Source organism: Thermobacillus xylanilyticus, from assembly GCF_907165215.1.
GTDB lineage: Bacteria > Bacillota > Bacilli > Paenibacillales > Paenibacillaceae > Thermobacillus > Thermobacillus xylanilyticus.
Genome location: NZ_CAJRAY010000005.1, coordinates 23,584 through 42,793, shown reverse-complemented (window position 1 = coordinate 42,793; position 19,210 = coordinate 23,584). Strand labels below are relative to the sequence as shown.

General features: G+C 63.3%; 20 protein-coding genes. 2 read left to right on the top strand and 18 right to left on the bottom strand.

The window, feature by feature from the left end; translation table 11 throughout:
• Positions 1-327: 327 nt before the first annotated feature.
• The 12 genes from KJQ12_RS01145 to KJQ12_RS01090 all read right to left on the bottom strand — a co-directional run bounded on the left by KJQ12_RS01145 (position 328) and on the right by KJQ12_RS01090 (position 11,386).
• Positions 328-1,155: a uroporphyrinogen-III synthase gene (locus tag KJQ12_RS01145; RefSeq protein ID WP_213483133.1), complete on the bottom strand. Its 828-nt coding sequence runs from the start codon at positions 1,153-1,155 to the stop codon at positions 328-330.
• 19 nt (positions 1,156-1,174) lie between these two features.
• A complete protein-coding gene (locus KJQ12_RS01140) occupies positions 1,175-2,095 on the bottom strand; it encodes a LysR family transcriptional regulator (protein ID WP_213483132.1) in 921 nt (306 codons plus the stop codon).
• Positions 2,096-2,126: 31 nt separating this feature from the next.
• Positions 2,127-3,035, bottom strand: coding sequence for a LysR family transcriptional regulator (locus tag KJQ12_RS01135; RefSeq protein WP_015255767.1), 909 nt, complete (start codon positions 3,033-3,035; stop codon positions 2,127-2,129).
• 9 nt (positions 3,036-3,044) lie between these two features.
• Positions 3,045-3,377 carry a nitrite reductase small subunit NirD gene (gene nirD / locus KJQ12_RS01130; protein WP_015255768.1) on the bottom strand — a complete coding sequence of 111 codons (333 nt, stop codon included), beginning with the start codon at positions 3,375-3,377 and terminating at the stop codon, positions 3,045-3,047.
• 24 nt (positions 3,378-3,401) lie between these two features.
• Positions 3,402-5,819: a nitrite reductase large subunit NirB gene (nirB, locus tag KJQ12_RS01125; RefSeq protein ID WP_213483131.1), complete on the bottom strand. Its 2,418-nt coding sequence runs from the start codon at positions 5,817-5,819 to the stop codon at positions 3,402-3,404.
• A gap of 32 nt (positions 5,820-5,851) precedes the next feature.
• Positions 5,852-6,664: a uroporphyrinogen-III C-methyltransferase gene (cobA, locus tag KJQ12_RS01120; protein ID WP_213483130.1), complete on the bottom strand. Its 813-nt coding sequence runs from the start codon at positions 6,662-6,664 to the stop codon at positions 5,852-5,854.
• Positions 6,661-7,518 (bottom strand): formate/nitrite transporter family protein, encoded by an 858-nt coding sequence (locus KJQ12_RS01115; RefSeq protein ID WP_213483129.1) that lies wholly within the window; start codon positions 7,516-7,518, stop codon positions 6,661-6,663. Before KJQ12_RS01115 ends, cobA begins: the two co-directional genes overlap by 4 nt.
• Before the next feature lie 518 nt (positions 7,519-8,036).
• Positions 8,037-8,594: an HXXEE domain-containing protein gene (locus KJQ12_RS01110; RefSeq protein ID WP_213483128.1), complete on the bottom strand. Its 558-nt coding sequence runs from the start codon at positions 8,592-8,594 to the stop codon at positions 8,037-8,039.
• Positions 8,591-9,199, bottom strand: coding sequence for a TetR/AcrR family transcriptional regulator (locus KJQ12_RS01105; RefSeq protein WP_213483127.1), 609 nt, complete (start codon positions 9,197-9,199; stop codon positions 8,591-8,593). Before KJQ12_RS01105 ends, KJQ12_RS01110 begins: the two co-directional genes overlap by 4 nt.
• 121 nt (positions 9,200-9,320) lie before the next feature.
• Complete coding sequence (locus KJQ12_RS01100) at positions 9,321-9,860, bottom strand: DinB family protein (protein ID WP_244860340.1); 540 nt, start codon at positions 9,858-9,860, stop codon at positions 9,321-9,323.
• A gap of 30 nt (positions 9,861-9,890) precedes the next feature.
• Positions 9,891-10,895, bottom strand: a complete 1,005-nt coding sequence (locus KJQ12_RS01095) for a helix-turn-helix transcriptional regulator (protein WP_213483126.1) — start codon at positions 10,893-10,895, stop codon at positions 9,891-9,893.
• A 20-nt stretch (positions 10,896-10,915) separates the two neighbouring features.
• On the bottom strand, positions 10,916-11,386 hold the full coding sequence (locus KJQ12_RS01090) for a DUF3995 domain-containing protein (RefSeq protein WP_213483125.1): 471 nt from the start codon (positions 11,384-11,386) through the stop codon (positions 10,916-10,918).
• 198 nt (positions 11,387-11,584) lie between these two features.
• Here KJQ12_RS01090 and KJQ12_RS01085 point away from each other — a divergent pair, with 198 nt between their 5' ends.
• Positions 11,585-12,196: a GNAT family N-acetyltransferase gene (locus KJQ12_RS01085; RefSeq protein ID WP_213483124.1), complete on the top strand. Its 612-nt coding sequence runs from the start codon at positions 11,585-11,587 to the stop codon at positions 12,194-12,196.
• Between the two features lie 59 nt (positions 12,197-12,255).
• A complete protein-coding gene (locus tag KJQ12_RS01080) occupies positions 12,256-13,524 on the top strand; it encodes an MFS transporter (RefSeq protein WP_213483123.1) in 1,269 nt (422 codons plus the stop codon).
• 77 nt (positions 13,525-13,601) lie between these two features.
• Here the strand turns inward: KJQ12_RS01080 and speE are convergent, their stop codons facing one another.
• The 6 genes from speE to nadE form a co-directional block, all read right to left on the bottom strand.
• Positions 13,602-14,438 (bottom strand): polyamine aminopropyltransferase, encoded by an 837-nt coding sequence (speE, locus tag KJQ12_RS01075; protein ID WP_213483177.1) that lies wholly within the window; start codon positions 14,436-14,438, stop codon positions 13,602-13,604.
• A 187-nt stretch (positions 14,439-14,625) separates the two neighbouring features.
• Complete coding sequence (locus tag KJQ12_RS01070) at positions 14,626-15,513, bottom strand: metal ABC transporter permease (RefSeq protein WP_213483122.1); 888 nt, start codon at positions 15,511-15,513, stop codon at positions 14,626-14,628.
• On the bottom strand, positions 15,510-16,433 hold the full coding sequence (locus KJQ12_RS01065) for a metal ABC transporter permease (protein WP_213483121.1): 924 nt from the start codon (positions 16,431-16,433) through the stop codon (positions 15,510-15,512). Before KJQ12_RS01065 ends, KJQ12_RS01070 begins: the two co-directional genes overlap by 4 nt.
• Complete coding sequence (locus tag KJQ12_RS01060) at positions 16,430-17,167, bottom strand: metal ABC transporter ATP-binding protein (RefSeq protein WP_213483120.1); 738 nt, start codon at positions 17,165-17,167, stop codon at positions 16,430-16,432. The genes KJQ12_RS01065 and KJQ12_RS01060 overlap by 4 nt, the downstream gene beginning before the upstream one ends.
• A 6-nt stretch (positions 17,168-17,173) precedes the next feature.
• Positions 17,174-18,160, bottom strand: coding sequence for a metal ABC transporter solute-binding protein, Zn/Mn family (locus KJQ12_RS01055; protein ID WP_213483119.1), 987 nt, complete (start codon positions 18,158-18,160; stop codon positions 17,174-17,176).
• Between the two features lie 226 nt (positions 18,161-18,386).
• Complete coding sequence (gene nadE, locus KJQ12_RS01050) at positions 18,387-19,196, bottom strand: ammonia-dependent NAD(+) synthetase (protein ID WP_015255785.1); 810 nt, start codon at positions 19,194-19,196, stop codon at positions 18,387-18,389.
• Positions 19,197-19,210 lie beyond the last annotated feature (14 nt).

Here is a 19,210-nt window from a genome sequence, read left to right as displayed (position 1 = left end):
CCCCGATCTGGTGCATTTGTGCACCAGATTCGCCCATACGCGCGCCAACCGCCCCGATATGGTGCATATGTGCACCAGATTCGCCCATACGCGCACCAACCACCCCGATCTGGTGCATTTGTGCACCAGATCCGCCCATTACGCGAGCCAACCGCCCCGATCTGGTGCATTTGTGCACCAGATCCGCCCATACGCGCACCAACCGCCCCGATATGGTGCATTTGTGCACCAGATCCGCCCATACGCGCACCAACCGCCCCGATCTGGTGCATTTGTGCACCAAAAAAAGGGAACCCGGCTATTCCAGGTCCCCTTGACGCTTCATGCCTATTGCGACTCATCGAAACTTCCGGTTTGAAAATACCGCGCCAGCTTGACGACGAGCGAGCCGATCCGCTGGTCGGAAGGCTGAAGCACCGGCGCCACCCCTTCCTCTTCCAGCGCCTCCGCCGTTACCTTCCCGACGGCGGCCGCCAGCACGTCTCCCGACAGCCGGCTGCGCAGCATCTCCTTCATCCCGAACCGGCCGGCCATCTCGAACAGATAGCGCACCTGCAGCGCGCTCGTGAACGCCACGGCGTCGAATTTCCGCTCCTGCAGTTCTTCCAGGAACGACCGGATGTCGGATTCCGGAGGAGGCACGTGGATATAGGGCATGAGTGTCTCCACGACCGCTCCGTTGTCCTCCAGCCATCGCAGCAGCCGCTCGGGCCGCTCCCCGTGAAGCTGCACGACGACCTTCCGTCCGTCCAGCTGCGGCGCTTCGCCGAACGCGCGCATCAGACCGGCGGATGTGCCGTCATCGTCGGATACGGCCGGCGAAATCGCCCATTCCTTGAGAAACTTGCGCGTCTTGTAGCCGCGGGCGGCCACCCGGGCCGCCCGGAGCAGGCGGAGCCAGTCCCACAGCATGTCGGATTGCCGCGCCACATCCAGCAGCCGCTGCGCCCCCTGACCGGTGGTGAAGATCACCCAGTCCGCTCCTTCGGCAATCACCCGCCGCATCGCCGGTCCAATCTCCTCCTCGTCGGTCAGAATCGTCCCCTGGGCGGGCCGGATGTGCGCCACGCCGCCGAAATTGGCCACCAGCTGTTTCACCTCGTCCTGCTTGCGGGCGCCGGTAACCGCGATCTGTTTTCCCTCAAGGCTGAGCATCTCTCTCCCCCCTTTCACGTCAGCCGAGACCCAGCAGCCGCCGGACTTCGAGCGGCAGTGGGTCCGCCCGGAACGACTTGAGGCTGTACACCGCGAATGCGCGGGTGACCGGGTTCAACGACCGGTCGGGCACCGCGAGCGAGATTCGCTGCATCAGGGGGGAGCCGTCGAGCTCGAGCTTCTTCACCTTGCGGCTCCTGAGCTCTTCGCGGACGGCGGATTCCGGAAGGAACGCCGCCCCCATGCCGGCCAGCAGCATCTGCTTCATTCCGCTGACGTGATCCATCTCCATCACATGCGCCGGCCGGAACGCCTCCTGCCGGAACCGGCTCTCGATCAGATCGCGCGTGTCGTCGTCGCGCCTGCCGACGATGAACGTCTCGTCCCGCAGATCGTGGAGCGATACCACTTCCCGGGACGCGAGCGGATGCAGCCGGTGCACGAACAGGTGAAGCTCCTCGCTGTAGAGCGGCACCAGCCGGACATGCGGCATTGCGGCCGTGCCGTGCACAAACCCCAGGTCCGCCACCTGATCCTGCAGCCATTCAAGGATCGCCGGCGTCGAGCCGGTCAGCACCTGGATATGCACCCCGTTCTCCTGCCGGTCGAAGCGGGCCAGCAGATCCGGCAATGCGCAGGTGTTGAACATCGAGGTTCCGGCAATCTTCAGGGAACGTTCGAACGACTCGTGCTGCAGCCGGGTCAGTCCGGCCGCCAGCACCTGGAGCGCCCGTTCCGCATAGGAGCGGAACACTTCGCCCGCAGGGGTCAGCACGGCTTCGTGTCCGGCACGGATGATCAGATGCTCGCCCAGTTCCTCTTCGAGCTGCTGCATGCGGGCGGTCACCGTCGGCTGGGAAACGCCCAGCTTGCGGGACGCCCCGACGAGGCTCCGTTCCGACGACACCGCCATAAACGTGGTCAGTTGCTGCAAGTCCACTTTCCTTCTCCTCCCCGCCGATTCCCGCCGTTCACGAAGCGAACGCTTCCTGCAGCAAGTAATCCCTGAATTGCGCCGCCACCCGGCGCATCGGGAGGCTCCGGTGGCTGACCATGTAGGCGTCCCGATGGATCGGGAGCGCCGGCCTCAAGGCAGCCGTCCGGAGCCGGCCGGACTTCACGTCCTCTTGAACGGCAAGCAGCGGGCTGAAAGTGTAGCCGATGTCCCGGTACACGAACTGCTTCATGGTCTCCGGATGATCGGCGGTCACCGCCTGAGGAAACGCCGTCTTCTGCCGGGCGAACCACTGGCGGATCCGCCCCCATTCATCCGAAGGCTGGCCGGGGGCGATGAGCCGGTGCTCCGTCAGATCCCGGGCCGTGAGCACCCCCTTGTCCGCGAGCGGGTGCCGGGGAGAGAAAACCGGGATCACGGGCGATGAACAGATCTTCATCGCCTTGACCCCCTTGTGGACGACCGGCCCCTGAATCAGGCCGATGTCCACCTTGCCGTTCATGACCCAATCGATGATGATCGAACTGTCCGTAAGCATCACGTTGGTGTGGACGTCCGGATATTTTTCCCGGTACAGCGCCATCACCTGCGGCAGGAACCAGGTGCCGATCTCCGCGTCCGCCGCAATCAGCGCGGGCTGCTCCCGCGACTTCAGACGCTTCACCTCGGCCGCGCCTTCCTCCAGCAGGTCGAGCGACCGCATCAGGTAGCCGAGCAGCAGCTCGCCCTTGGGCGTAAGGGCGACTCCTTTCCCGGAGCGCTCCACCAGATTCGCGTCCAGCTCCTTGCCGAGCGCCCGGATCCGGCTGTTCACGGTCGACGGGCTGACCCCCATCGCCTCGGCCGCCCTCGAAATGCTGCCATGTTCCGCCACACACACGAACGTCCGGATCTGATCAACATCGATCTTCAAATTCGACAACATGCGCGCCGTTCATCCCGCTTCTGTCCAGTTTGCTTCATCGAGTAGAATATAGATCTTGCCGCCTTCGATTTCAACATCATAAGTCCGTACGCAGCCGCGGTCCGGCGCCTGCACCCGGCCGTCCGTCACGTCGATTTTCCAGTCATGCAGCGGACAGAAGACGTACTTGCCGCTGACGATGCCTTCCGACAGCGGACCGCCCTTGTGGGGGCAGCGGTTCTCGATCGCATGGAACGACCCGTCCGACAGATGGAACACCGCGAACTGGCGTCCGTTCAGAAACACCGACCTGGCGCCGCATCTCGGAATGTCCTCCGCGTTTCCGATCCAGTATCTGGGCATGGCCCTCTCTCCTTTCGCTCCGCCTCAGCCGATCGTGATCGGTTCGAACTGCTTTCTGAGCTCGGGGTTTGCCACCCGTTCCTTCCACGGATCCTTCGTCACGGACAGCGCGACGTCCAGCCGTTCGTTCAGCTCCCGGCGCGTCTCCGGATCGGCCAGCACATCCTGCACGTGCTTCAGACCGACGCGCTCGATCCAGTGCGAAGTCCGTTCCAGGTACTGCGCGTTCTCCCGGTAATATTGGAGAAAAGCCCCCGACCATTCGAGCACTTCCTCCGGCGACTTGACCGTCACGAGCAGTTCCGCCGCCCGCAGCTCCACGCCGCCGTTGCCGCCCACGTAGATCTCCCAGCCGCCTTCGATGGCGACCACGCCAATATCCTTGATGCCGGACTCGGCGCAGTTCCGCGGGCAGCCGGAGACCGCCATCTTCACCTTGTGCGGCGTGTACAGCCGCTCGAACTTCCGCTCCATGTCGATGCCCATCTGGATGGAGTCCTGCGTGCCGAACCGGCAGAACGTCGAACCGACGCACGTCTTGACCGTCCGGATCGCCTTGCCGTAGGCGTAGCCCGACGGCATGTCGAGTTCTTCCCAGATTTTCGGAAGATCTTCTTTCTTGACGCCGAGCAGGTCGATCCGCTGGCCGCCGGTCACCTTGACCATGCGCACGTTGTATTTCTCCGCCACGTCCGCGATCTTGCGCAGCTGTTCCGGACTCGTCACGCCGCCGTACATCCGCGGCACGACCGAGAACGTGCCGTCGTTCTGGATGTTGGCGTGAACCCGCTCGTTGATGAAGCGGGAATCCGATTCGTCCTCGTAATCTTCCGGGAACAGCATCCCGAGGTAGTAGTTGAGCGCCGGACGGCATTTCGAGCAGCCTTCCGGATTGCTCCAGCCGAGCACGTGCATCACTTCGCGGGTCGAGCGCAGCCCTTTCGCCCGAATTTCCCGGCGAACCTCGTCATGCGACAGTGTCGTGCATCCGCACATGCCCGCCTTGACCGGCGCCGCTGCCGCGGACTCGCCGAGCTCGCTGAGCATATGCTGCAGAATCTCCGCCACCTGGCCCTTGCATCGGCCGCAGGAACGGGACGCGTTGGTGCAGCCTTTGATCTGCTCCACCGTCGTGCAGCCCCGGTTCCGGATCGCGTCCACGATCACGCCCTTGGACACGCCGTTGCAGCCGCAGATCATCTCGTCGTCGGGCACGGACGCCCAATCCGTGCCGGCCGCCGCTTCATCGGCGCCGCCGAACAGGCTGAGCTTGCCGAACGCGCTGATGTCCGCCCGCTTGCGGATCAGGGAGAAAAGCTTCTGCCCGTCCGATGTGTCCCCGAACAGCACCGCGCCGGCCACCCGATTGCCCCGGACGAGAATTTTCTTGTATATGCCCTGGGCCTCGTCATGGATGCGGATGGCGCGCGTATTGCCTCCGTCCCGGAACTCGCCCGCCGAATAGACATCCACGCCGGACACCTTGAGCGAGGTAAACGTGACCGATCCGGTGTACGGGTCGGTCGGCACGCCGGCGAGATGTTTCGCCAGCACCTGCCCCTGCTCGTACAGCGGCGCCACCAGCCCGTACACGATCTCCCGGTGCTCCGCGCATTCGCCCACCGCGTAGATGTCCGGATCGCTCGTCTGCATGTAGTCGTTCACGACGATCCCGCGGTTCACCTCTAGGCCGCTTCGCTTGGCCATCTCCACATTGGGCCGGATGCCGACCGCCATGACGACGAGATCCGCCTTCTCGGTCGAGCCGTCCGCGAACATGACGCCCGTCACCCGCTTGGGGCCCATAATTTTCGTCGTCTGCTTCGACAGCAGGAAACGCATGCCCTGCTTCTCCAGTTCCGCCTGCAGCATGATCGCCGCCGTCTCGTCCAGCTGCCGCTCCATCAAGTGGTGGAAAATGTGCACGACCGTAACGTCCATTTTCAGGTTGAGCAGCCCTCTCGCCGCCTCGAGCCCGAGCAGACCGCCGCCGATGACGACCGCCTTCCGGTAATGGCGGGCCGTCTCCATCATCGTCTCGCAATCCTTGATGTCGCGGAACGCGATGACGCCTTCCTTGTCCGCACCCGGCAGCGGCAGCATGAACGGCAGCGACCCCGTGGCGACGATCAGCTTGTCGTAAGGGATTTCCCGACCCTTGTCGGTCAGCACCCGTTTCCGCTGCCGGTCGATCAGCGTCGCTTCCTCGCCGGTGTGCAGCGTGATGCCGTTCCGGCTGTACCATTCATAGGTGTTCAGGAAAATGTCATCGATCTTCTTGTCGCCCTGCAGCACCGAGGACAGTTGGATGCGGTTGTAGTTCGGATACGGCTCCTTGCCGATGATCGTGATCTCGTACAGGCTCGGATCAGCTCTGAGCAGCTCTTCCACCGTACGGACTCCCGCCATGCCGTTGCCGATCAGAACCAGCTTTTTTCTCATAAGAAATGCCTCCCGTTATCATTGAAATGGCTTCAGCCGATCCGGTACACCGGTTCATCCGCGCGGACGTCCCGGGAGTAGAGCACGGTTGCGCCCGACCAGTGAATCTGTTCGAGCAGGTCGACGACGCGGCCGATCACCACGAGCGAAGGAGCCTTGAAGCCTCCCAGGGGGGCATCCTCCGCTGCATGTCCGAGCGTCGTCACGAGCGTCCGCTGTCCGGGCATCGTGCAATTCTCGATAATGGCTGTCGGCGTGTCCGCTTGTCGGCCGCCTTCCATCAGAAGGTCGCAGATGAGCGCGAGGTTTTTCATGCCCATATAGATGACGAGCGTGTCCGCCGTCGCCTGGCTCTTGAGCCGGTCCGGGTCGACCGCCGGCTCGCCGCATTGCCGATGCCCGGTGTTCAGGGCGACCGACGCCGCCCCCGCCGTCCGGTCGGTCAGCGGAATGCCGGCCCAGGCTGCGGCCGCGGCGGCCGCCGTCACGCCCGGCACCACTTCGATCGGCACGCCGTGCTTCCGGCAGTACGCCGCTTCTTCGCCTCCCCGGCCGAAAATGAACGGGTCACCGCCCTTCAGCCGGACGACGCGTTTCCCGCTCCCGGCCTTCTCCACCAGCAGCGCGTTGATCTCGTCCTGCTTCATCACGTGGCCGTGCGGCGATTTTCCGCAGTAGATCCGCTCGGCCCGGGGCCGCGCTTCCTTCAGCAGATCGGGACCCGCCAGCCGGTCGTACACGATGCAGTCCGCCTCCCGGATCAGCTCCAGCCCGCGGACGGTGATCAGCTTCTCGTGCCCCGGTCCGGCGCCGACCAAATAGACCTTGCCCGGCCCGCCGCTCATTTCGCTTCTACCGCCTGACCCGCTGCGGGCAGCACGGCGGCGGTTCCCTGCGGTCTTGCGGCCGGCGCTTCGCCCTTCGAGCGATGGGCGGCATAGATCGCCATGCCGGTGAACAGGAACCCGCCGAGCACGTTGCCCAGCAGCACCGGGATCTGGTTCCACAGCCACCAATCCGCCGCGCTCACATCCGCCCCCAGCATCATGCCGGCCGGAATGACGAACATGTTCACAACCGCGTGTTCAAAACCTTGCGCGAAGAACGTCAGAATCGGCAGCCACATGGCGACGATCTTGCCGGACGTCGAGCTGGACGTCATGCCCATCACCACGCCCATCGTCACCATCCAGTTGCACAGGATCGCCTTCACGAACACGATCCCCCATCCGGACGCCCCGAGCACCTCGTAAGCGATCGTCTTCGCTTCCGCCGCCTGGATGAGCCGCTGGGCCATGGCCGCGTCCATGTTGCTGCCCATCGCCGTTACCGCAATGCCGTACAGACAGGCGTACACCGCGCACCCCAGCAGGTGGCCGACCGACACCCACGCCCAGTTGGCCAGCATGCTGCCGGCCGTCGCTTTCCGTTCCTTGACCGCCAGCGGGATCAGTGCGAAGTTTCCTGTCACAAGTTCCATTCCCAGCAGTACGATCATGACAAAGCCGACCGGAAAGAGCAGCGCACCGACAATCGGCGTCGTCTCGAGCGCCACCTGGAACGCAAGCGTGGTGGCGAAAGCCAGCAATGCGCCGCCCAGAAAACCGCGCAGCACCAATTGGCGCGCCGGCAGCGCCGCCTTCCTGGCCCCGGCCTCCACCATCTGCTGCACGATCAGATCCGGCCTCACATACGTCATGTTCTCTCTCACTCCTATCCCTTATTGTGTTATATTTGTTTACACATGATTATAAGATCTGTTGTCGTGATTTTCAATACGCATATCAGAAAATTCGCTTTTTATTTTGTTTATGGGGTATAATGGGTGTCTGTTTCTGGTGTCAACCTGCTTTGTTGGCCCGATAAGCCGTGATTCAATTCTATTGTGTAATGTTTTATTACATAAATGTTGCCGGGAAGCACGGCGGCATCATGCTTTCCATGGATGGAATACAACCGGAGATCGGCTGAAAATAACGTAAAATACTTCACAATAACTACTCCCGCCGACAACGAAAAACCGGGCGCGCGGATGATCCCGCACGCCCGGTCTTCGGGAGATGAATGACCTTACGTCAAACACAGCTCCAGCGGTTTGTCGGCGGACGTCTCAACTTCCTCGGCGACTTCAAAGATGATCGTGCCGGTTTTGCTGAACAGCGGGTTCAAGCTCTCCATGAAATTTGTCCGGAACCGCTTCCATCATTTCACCGCGAATCAAGCACGGTTAACGGTCCGGCGCCTGCCCTCCAGCACCAGCCAGGCCAAGAGCGGCAGACACAGCACCGCGAGCGCCAAGCCGCGCAAAGCGTCATCCCACCCGATAACCCCGCCGCTCAACAGCCGGTAGTAGGCGTACAGCGAGTAAGGCAGGGCAATCAGCACCGCCGTCGTCACCCCTGGCGTGTACATGCGAAGCACCACCGCTTGGCCGAGATGCGTGAAGACATGCAGGAAATAGACGGCCAACACTGCGAGGTACGGGAGGTAGATGCCGAAAAATACCGCCATCGCCGTAACGCCGAAGATGACCGTATAAATCCACAGCACATCTTCCGCAAACCGTTTCGTATTCATCCGCAATGTATCCTGAAGGAAATGCCGGAAACGGACGGGCACCATACCGAGTACCGCCTCTCCCCGCCGGCACAGCCAGTTTTCGACCTTCAGGATCTCTTCGAAATCATGAAACACGAACGTCAGCGGCAGCAGCCACAGCACGCTCGCCAGGTCGATCCGACCGTCAATCGCTGCCAGCAGATCCGTGACGCTCATGCCTGCCGCGCTCCTTCCTTGCCCCTGGGTCCGCCGCCTGGCAGCAACCCGTTCAGGAACAGATGCGCCGCATGCCGGCCGAGCTCCTCCGCCGTCTGTTCCCCCGTTACTGTATAGCGAAAGACGAGCCGTTCGACGGATGCGACGATCGCTTCGGCGGCAATCACCGGCTCAATCCCGGAATCGACGATGCCGAGCGACTGATTGCGCCGCATGTTGCGCGCGATCTGTTCGACGATCCGGTCCCGATAACGCTCCCCCGCCTCCGTATCCTGCAGGACGATTCGGGTGAGATTGGCGTTTTTGCCAAGCAACTCGAACAATCCGACGAATACGGCCGCAATTCGCTCCTCCAGTTCGTCCGGCGGATATTGGTCGACCAGCCTGCCCGCGTCCGTATATTGATCCAGCATCTCGCCGAACCGGTTCACCAACGCCTCCACCATGTCTTCCTTGCTCTTGAAATACAAATAGAACGCCGCCTGTGTGAGTCCGGCCTCCGCCACGATTGCGCTGACCGTTGTCCCCTTCACGCCCCGCTCGGCAAACAACCGTTCCGCGGCGGCAAGCAGCCGGCTGCGGCTGGCCTCACCTTTTCTCGCCATACCGGGCACTCCCTTATAACTAACTAATTAGTTAGTTATAAATTAACGTTGTCTTGATCCATTGTCAACGGCATACGGCAAAGCCCGGCTCCCCGAGATCCCGGGTGCCGGGCCGCGCTTGTCATTCGGCCGCTGCCGCCGTGTCCGCGCCGTTGCTTTTCTCCATCAGATAGAACACATAGTCGGTCGCCGTTCCCGGATAGCCCAGTTGGCGGATCATCGCCGCGATGTTGCCGCGATGGTACGTGCCGTGATTCACCACATGTTCGACGATGTCCGCATAGCGCGTCTCGAGCCGGCCGTATTGGGGGTGCTCGATCGCAAGCGGCCGTTCCAGATCGCGTTGTTCCCGCAGCCAGCTCCGGAAATCGCCGGCAACCGCCGCGAACAAACCGCGCATCTCCTCCAGGCTGCGGCCTTGCGCTTCCTCCTGCCACACGGGAATCTTCGGAAAAATCTCCGCATTCGGAACGCCTTCGAGCACGGCCAGCCAGAGCCGGTCGAACCGATAGATGTGGGCAAAACAGCCGGATATGGAAGGGAACACACTCCGGATTTCGGCATGCCATATGTCTTCCGGAAGCTCCGCCAGACGATTGAACAGCCGGGTGTTCGCCCAGACGTGGTAATCGTATCGCTGCCGGACGGTTGCGTCGCTCACCAGAACCCTCTCCTTCGCGTTAATGGATGTTCATTTCCATTCTAATGGTCTCTCCTGACAACCGCTGTCAGTCAAGTCCGCATGGAATTCCATGATGCGCCGCGCCCGCTCCGTGACCTGCCGCTTCAGCCGCTCCGGACGGACAACGCGGAGCCTCGTGCCGAAGGTCATGAGGTAAACCGGCATATACTTGTCCATCGTCGGCTCGTCCATTTCCAGGCACACCTCGCCGTCGCCGCGGTCGGTCACCATGTGCTGCAAATGCCAGTGGCGGCAGACGGCGTCCAGACTCTCCGCGTCGCCTTCCAGGCAGATCCGGACGATCGGTCCGTCCGCTTCCCTTCGCTCGTCCGTCTGCACCCGGAAAAACTCGGCGGCGGAAAACCGCTCCGGTCTGGCGAACCGTTCTTCCGTCTCCCGCAGGTCCGTCATCCGGTCCACGCGGAACGTCCGCAGCTCTCCCGCCTGGTGGCAGTATGCGACCGCATACCAGTGATGATTGCGGTATGCCAGGCCGTGCGGATCCAGCTTGCGCTCGCTGACTTCCCCCGATTCTTTCTGATAGGTGACCCGCACCGTGCATCCGGCCTGAGCCGCCTCTTCCAAGCGGCGCAGCCGGTCGGCCAGGGACGGGCCTTGCGCGGGAGCGATCACTTCCAGACTGCCCGTCAAGCGCTGCAGCTCACCGCGCTGCGCTTCGTTCATCCGCTGCCGGATCTTGCCGAGCGCCCGCTGCAAATCCGCCGTATGCGGGTAACCCGCGCCTTCCGCGAATTTCGCCGCCTCCACGATCGCTTTCAGTTCGGACGCGGAAAGCAGCAGCGGCACGTCCGCGTTGAAATGCTCCGGCAGCCGGAAACCGCCGTCATGCCCGGCATCGGAGATAATCGGCACCCCGCAGGCGCAGAGCGCGTCCATGTAGCGGTACACGGTGCGCACGCTGATTTCCAGCGCATCCGCGATTTCCGCCGCCGTCATTTTGCGGCGCGACCTGAGCATCCACAGAATGGCCAGCATGTTGTCCCATTTGGCCAAGGCGGCCCACCTCCGACGGTTCAATCAATCGGCTTCACCCCTGCAATGCGTTTTCTGCCCGCCGCAAAATAAAGCCATCCGCCAGCCATCCAGAACGGCTCCCAGAAGACCAGCCGCCAGACCATCGCATGACGGCTCAGGTCGAAATCCAGCACGTTCAACCCGGCCAGCGAGATCGTCACGAAGTTGGCGAGTCCGTACAGAAAAATCAGCACCCCGGCGACCATGCAGATCCACGCGAGCAGCCGCCGGAAAGACCCGCGGCGGCCGAGCAGAAGCAGCAGCAGCACCGCGCCGGCCAGCTTGACGAATCCGGTCGCCCACACGATGGCGGCAAATTCCGGATCCCGTTCCAGCGCCTTCTCGTAGACCGCTCCGCCGAGCGATTCCACGCCGATCATGCCGCCCGCCGCCCAATAGAAGCTCATCACGGCGAACAGCACCGTCCATCCGATGCCGGCATAGACAACGCCTTTCCCTCTTCTGTCCATGTCCGCCTCCTTGACCGCCCGCCATCCTGACGTTACATCTCGGCCGGGCGGTACCTGTCCGTCTCCAACTCCAGGATGATTCCATTATACATCCATGGCAGGTGGTCATCACCGGACCGCATCCTTTATGTTGAGAACAAAGCCGTCGGGACGGCGTTACGGCAGCGGTCCGTCCCGCCCTGCAAAGGAGGATGCCGCATGAATGCTGATGTCATGGAGATCCGGCCGATGAGCGGCTGCGGCGAGTCCGTCCGCCGCGAAGCGGCGCTCGTGTTCGTTGACGGGTTCTACCGGGAGCTGTCCTTCCTGTCGCCCGACCGGGACAGACTCGCGGACGCGTTCGCGCCGATGATCAATCCGGATGCCTTCTGGCTGGCCGTCCGGAACGGCGCCGTCGTCGGCATACTCGCCTGCTCGGATCGTACGAAGCAGGCGATCCGTCTGGACCGGGAACGGATGAGGAAATCGTTCGGCTTACTGAAGAGCAGCATTGCATACCGGGTCATGAAAGGCGAATTTGTGAAAGGGAAATGGTACCCCGAAGGCACGGGATACATCGAATGTGTAGCCACGTCCTCCGCCGCGCGCCGGCAAGGAGTGGCGTCCGCGCTGCTGCGCTTCGTCCTGCAGCATGCGCCTTATCGCCGGTATGCCCTCGACCTGATGGATACGAACACGGAAGCCCGGCGGCTGTACGACAAAATGGGGTTCGTCGAGTCGAAGCGGGTGCGGGAACCGTTCGGCCGGATCAAAGGATTCAAGGAGCGCGTTTTCATGGAATGGCCCGGCGGGAAATCCGACTGGAAATGAACGGCTTTCTTGTGTCATACTGTATGAAGTAAACGACGAAGACCGGCTGAGGCCATGGAGTGGATGAGCCGTTGACCAACACGCTGACCGCGCAATCGAACTGGAAGAAGAACACCGCGCTGTTCCTGAGCAGCCAGGCCGTCTCACTGTTCGGGTCCATGCTGGTGCAATACGCCATTCTGTGGCACATTACACTGTCCACGGAATCCGGCGTCATGATGATGATCTCGATCATCTGCGGTTTCCTGCCGACCTTCCTCCTCTCGCCGTTCGCCGGGGTATGGGCCGACCGGTACAATCGAAAACTGCTGATCGCGCTCGCCGATGCCGGCATCGCCGCCGCGACCCTCGTCCTGGTCCTGCTGTTCTGGGCCGGATATCAAGCGCTGTGGCTGCTCTTCGCCATATCGGCGGTCCGCGCCGCGGGATCCGGCATTCAGACGCCCGCGGTCGGCGCGCTGCTGCCCCAGATCGTGCCGGAAGAGAAGCTCACCACGGTGAACGGCACGTTCGGGAGCATGAACGCCTTCATGATGCTGGTTGCGCCGATCGTCAGCGCCGCGCTGCTCTCGTTCGCGTCGATCGAGATCATTTTCCTCATCGATGTCGTCACCGCGGCCGCCGCCATCGCCATTCTGCTGACCTGGGTAGCCGTCCCCGATCATCGCGTGGAAGCCGGCAAGGAACCGGGCGGCTATTTCGAGGAAATGAAGCAGGGCCTGCGCTTTATCCAAAACCATGTCTTCCTGAAGCAATACTTCGCGTTCTTCGCCCTGGCTTTCCTGCTCATGGCGCCCGCCGCGTTTCTGACGCCGCTGCAGGTGACGCGCACGTTCGGCGGCGACTACTGGCGGCTGACGGCCATCGAGATCGTGTTCTCGATCGGCATGATGGCGGGAGGCGCGCTGATCGCCTCATGGGGCGGCTTCCGGAACCGGACGCATACGCTCCTGCTCGCGTGCGTGTTGTTCGGCCTCTGCACGGTCGGCCTGGGCGTCGTGCCCTCGTTCTGGGTTTACCTCGCGATCATGGGGCTCGCGGGCGTCTCGGCGCCGCTAATCAACACGCCGGCCCAGGTCATATTGCAGGAGAAAGTGGACAGCGCGTACATGGGGCGGGTATTCGGCGTGTTCAGCATGATCTCCACGTCCATGCTGCCGATCGGCATGCTGATCTTCGGCCCGGCCGCAGACATCGTGCCGGTCGAATGGCTGCTTGTCGGAAGCGGCGCCCTGTTCAGCCTCATGGCGTTGTGGCTGGCCGGCAGCCGGGCGCTGCGCGAGGCGGGGAAACCGTTGGAACCCTCCGGCCAGGAAGCCGCGGAGTAATCCGGTCCGCGCTGCTCCCCGCAGCAAAGAAGCCTTGTCCGCAACAAAGTTGCAGACAAGGCTTCTGTTCTTGCCGGTCATTGCGCGGAACGATCCGCGACCAGCTTCTCCAGAAACGCGGGCAGCGCGAACGATGCCCGCAGCACGTTCTCGTTCACATAGCGCGCTTCTTTATCGAAACGGATATCTTCCGGCGCCGGAAGCGGCCGCTTGGAGCCGAGCGTGAAGCTCCACAGCCCGCCCGGATACGTCGGAACGACGGCCGTAAACATTCGGATGTAAGGGAACAGCTTGCCGATCCGCTCCCAGGAGCGCATCATGACGTCTTTGTGGAAGATCGGCGACTGGCTTTGGCAGACCATCAGGCCGCCTTCGTTCAGCGCGCTGTGCAGATCCCGGTAGAATTCGGTGCTGAACAGCTGCTCGGCGGGCCCGACCGGGTCGGATGAATCGACGATGATGACATCGTATGCGCCCTGCTTGTTCTTGACGAACGCGACGCCGTCCGTGTAATGATGGCGGATGCGCGGGTCCGGATGCTCCCCGCCGGACACGTCCGGCATGTACCGCCTGCAGGCCCGGACGACGGCCTCGTCGATCTCCACGAGATCGATCGTCTCGACGGCGTCGTACTTGGCCGCTTCCTTCGCGACGCCGCAGTCGCCGCCCCCGATGATGAGCACGCGGCGCGGCGCGGGATGCACCGACAGCGGCATGTGCGCGAGCATTTCATTGTAGATGTAGCCGTCGGCCGACGTCGTCTGCACGACGCCGTCCAGCACCAGCATCGGCCCGAAATCGTACGAATCGAGCACCATGACGTGCTGGAACGGACTTTGCTCCTCGAACAGCACATCCCGGATCCGGTAGCTGATCTTCAGATTGTCCTGCTCGTCCTCGGTAAGCCACAACATGTCCTGCGAACGCTGAAGATAAAGATGCTGTTTGTTCAATGTCAACCTCCCGAAGCAAACCCGTATTCGTATCCATTATACATGAAAATCGCGCCCGTGCCCCCCATTTCGGCCATATTGCGGGACGAACCCGCGGAGACGGCCTGCGGAAGGAGACGAGCGCGAGCGGGATTGCCAGGTTATTGCCTCAGCTTTTCAACCGGCCGGCCGCCGCATGCGCGCGCAGCCGCCTCGCAGCCAGGCCGTGCCGCGGCGAGATGAGAAAACTGATCAGGAACAGCACGCCCGTCGCGAACGCCATCGATCCCGAGATCGACGTGTCGAGCACCCAGGCGGCGGCGTAGCCGGCGAAGGCGGCCAGTACGCCGAACAGGCCGCTGAGCAGCAGCATCACGGACAGCCGGTCCGTCCACAGATAGGCAGCTGCGGCGGGCGTGATCAGCATCGCGATCACCATGACCGCGCCGACCGCGTCGAAGGCGGCCACCGCCGTCACGGAGATCATCGTCATGAACAGGTAATGCATGAACGCAACCGGGATGCCGAGCGCCGCCGCCAGTGCCGGGTCGAACGAGGTGATTTTCCACGCCTTGTAGAACGCGGCGATCAGCCCGCCGACGACGAGCAGCACGATGAGCAGGGTCAGCACCGACTCGGGAATCTCGCCGAGCCCCGGAACGCGCGTCGTCTCCCACGGGATGAACGTAATCTCGCCCATCAGCGCGTGCTGCACGTCGAGGTGCGCGTTGCCGACCTGCGTCGCGATCAGCACGACGCCGATCGCGAACAGCGTCGTGAACACGATGCCGATCGACGCTTCCTGCTGCACGCCGCGCGCATGCAGCCATTGCACGAGCACCGCCGTGAGCAGGCCGGCCGCCGCCGCGCCGAGCAGCATGTGCGCGCCGGACAGCTCCCGCGTGACGAGATACGCAATGACGATGCCGAGCAGCACGGAGTGGCTGATCGCGTCTGCCATCATCGCCATGCGCCGCAGAATGAGCAGCGCGCCGACCAGGCCGCAGACGAGGCCGACAAGTGACGCGGTCAACAGAATCCATCCGTCGTAGCTCATGGCAGCGCCTCTCCTTCCGCCAGCGGATCTCGCCGGACAGCTTGCGGCTTAAGGCGCCGCATCTGCGCACGCCGCTGCATCGCCTTCACGAACAGCCCTTTTCGCGTGCCGAAGACAAGCGACAGGAGAAAAATTCCCGCGGCCGCGATCACAATGAACGGACCGGTCGGCCAGCCGTCGCCGAGCGTGCTGACATACGTTCCGGCCACGCCCGCACCGCCGCCGAACAGCGCCGACAGCGCGAGCATCGTCCCGAACGCGTTCGTCCAATAGCGCGCGCTGACGGCCGGGATAATGAGCAGCGCGGCCATCAGGATGACGCCGACCGCCTGGATGCCGATGACGATGATGACGACGAGCAGCGTCAGGTACGCCGCTTCCATCAGCCGGCCGGACAGCCCGATTCCGCGGGCGAACGCCGGATCGAACAGATACAGCTTCCACTCCTTGAACGAGATCAGAACGACGAGCAGCACGACGGCCGCGACCGCCGTCATCGTCCGCATATCCTGCCGCACCATCGCCGCCGCCTGCCCGAAAATGAACCCGTCCAGTCCGCTCTGTCCGCCGCCCGGCATCCGGTTCACCATCGTGAGCAGCATGATGCCGAGTCCGAAGAAAACGGACAGGATGATGCCCATCGCGGTGTCTTCCTTGACCCGGCTGTGCGCCCGGATCGCCGTGACCGCCCATGCGCCGAGCAGCGCGCTCGCCGCCGCGCCGAGCAGCATGACGGGCAGGCTCTTGAACCCGAGAATCGCGAAGCCGATGACGACGCCCGGCAGCGCCGCGTGCGCGAGCGCGTCGCTCATCAGGCTCTGCCGCTTCCAGTAGGCGAAGCAGCCGGCCAGGCCGGCCGCCGTGCCGAGCATCAGCATGCTGGCGAGCACCCACAGCGCGTTGTGCGATAGTCCCATCATCCCGTCACCCGCTCCTTCCGCCTCAGCCAGCCGCCGTACGTGCGGGCGATCGTGTCCTGCGTGAAGATCTCCGTGGTCGGGCCGTGGGCGATGACGGTCCGATTCAACATCAGCACGTGGTCGAAATCGTCTTCCACCGTCTGCAGATCGTGGTGGACGACCATCACTGTCTTGCCGGCGGCGCGCAGCGTTCTCAGCATCTCCATGATCGCCCGTTCCGTCGCGGCGTCCACGCCCGCCAGCGGCTCGTCAAGGAGGTAAAGATCGGCGTCCTGCACGAGCGCGCGGGCGAGGAAAACCCGCTGCTGCTGGCCGCCGGACAGCTCGCTGATCTGGCGCTTCGCGAAGTCGGCCATGCCCATCTTGTCCAGCGCCTCAAGCGCCAGCTCCCGGTGCCGGCGTCCCGGCCGCCTGAACCAGCCGATCCGCCCGTACAGCCCCATCAGTACGACATCGAGCGCGTCGGTCGGGAAGTCCCAGTCCACCGAGCCCCGCTGCGGCACATACCCGACTTTGAGTTTCGCGTTCCGGTAGGCCGTGCCGAAGAAGCGGACCTCGCCGCCCAGCCGGGGATGCAGGTCGAGCATCGTCTTCAGCAGCGTCGATTTGCCGGCGCCGTTCGGCCCGATGATCGCCGTCAGCGTGCCGGGCATCACGTCGAATGTCACATGATCCAGCACCTTGGTCCTGCGGTATGCGGCATGGAGCCCTCTCACTTGCAGCACCGGTTCCATCACCGATCACTCCTCCCCGGTCAGCGCCTCATAGATCGTGTCCACATTGTGCCGGAACATGCCGAGATACGTCCCTTCCTCCGTGCCGGCGCCGCCCATCGCGTCGGAGAACAGCTCGCCGCCCAGCCGGACGTTCAGCCCCCGCTCCTTCGCGCCTTCGATGACAGCCTCGATCGATTTCGGGTTGATGCTGCTCTCGACGAACACCGCCGGCACCCGGCGCTCGACGAGCAGGCCGATCGTGCGCTCGATGTCGCTCAGCCCGATCTCGTCCTCCGTGCTCAGCCCCTGCAGACCGACCACTTCCAGGCCCAGCATCCGCCCGAAGTAACCAAACGCGTCATGCGCCGTCACCAGCACCCGCCGCTTTTCCGGCACGGACGCCATTTTCCGCACCGCCTCTTCCTTCAGCTCATCCATCTTCGCAAAATAGTCCCGCTTGTTCGCCTCGAAAAATTCCGCGTCGTCCGGAGACAGCTTCTTGAGCTCCTCCACCGCCGCACCGAGCGCTTCCTTCCACAGATCGATGTCGAACCAGACGTGGGGATCGACCGCTCCGGTCTCGTCGGTGAGCAGCCGGTCCTCCGCAATGGCTTCGCCGACGGCCAGCACCGGCCGGCTCTTGCCGATCTCCTCGAACGCGCGCAGCATGTTCGCCTCGAGGTGCAGCCCGTTGCAGAAAATGATGTCCGCGCTCCCCAGCTTCCGGATGTCGCTCTGCGACGCCTGGTACAGATGCGGATCGACGCCCGGTCCCATCAGGCTCGTCACCTGAACCCTGCCGCCGCCGATGACCGAGATCGGCTCGGCGATCTGGGCGATCGTCGTCACGACGCGGATGGCGCCGTCCGCCCCGCTCCCGTCTGCGCCGGCCGATCCGGCTCCGCCTTCGGCGCCTCCGCCCGCTCCCGATCCGCATGCCGCAAGCATCAGCATGGCCGCCAGAAGCGCGAACGCCCGTCCCGTGGATTTGCTTATTCTCTGCTTGAACATGGCTTCGTCCACCCCTCCATTTTATGTACATGCGCAACTAAGGTGTATTTGGACAAATATTTTTGTCTTGAGCAAACTTTTTTGTTAACTAAAAAATAATGGCTGGACACCAAATTGTCAAGTATAGAAAAACGGCTGGCCCGCCGATTTAAGCGGGCGCATCCGTTTTGCGGAACAGATAGAAAAACGGCCCCTCCGATGAGGGACCGTTTATCGATTGGTATCTTCAGATGCCGGGAATCGGCCGGCGTTTGTGCTCGGTGGCCCGATACCGCCGCTCGAGCTCCGCCGCGGCCTTCGGGTCGATCGCCTTGCCTTCGAGATAGTCGCTGTTGTCTTCGTACGAAATGCCGAGCTCGCCTTCGTCGGTCTGCCCTTCCCAGAGCCCGGCGGTCGGCGCCTTGTCCACGACCCGGTCGGGGACGCCGAGCGCCCGGGCGAGCTGCCGCACCTGGCGCTTGTTCAGCGTGCTGAGCGGCGTCAGATCGACCGCGCCGTCGCCCCATTTCGTGTAGAAGCCGGTGATCGCTTCGGACGCGTGGTCTGTGCCGACAACGAGCAGGTTCAGGTCGAACGCCAGCGCGTACTGGACGACCATGCGCGTCCGCGCTTTCGCGTTCCCTTTCGCTTCCTTGCTCAGATGCCGCGGCCGGCCGATCGCCTTGAACGCATGCTCGACCTCCAGCGCGATCTCGTCCACCGCGTCGCCGATCTGCGTCTCGACCGTGTACTTCAGGCCGAGCGCCTTCGCCACCGCGTAGCTGTCCTCGATGTCCTCCTGCTTGTGGTAGGGCTGGAACACGCCGAGCGTCATGTACTCCCGGCCCGTCTCCGCCGTCAGCTCGTCCGTCGCCCGCTTGCACAGGGCGGCCGCCGTCGCGCTGTCGACGCCGCCGCTGATCGCGATCAGCAGGCCGGTCGCGCCGGCATCCTTCACATACTGCTTCAGGAAATCAACGCGTCTGCGGATCTCCTGTTCGACGTCGATCTGGGGCTTCACGCCGAGCTTGGCGATGATCTCCTGCTGCATGCTCATCCCGTTCGCCTCCG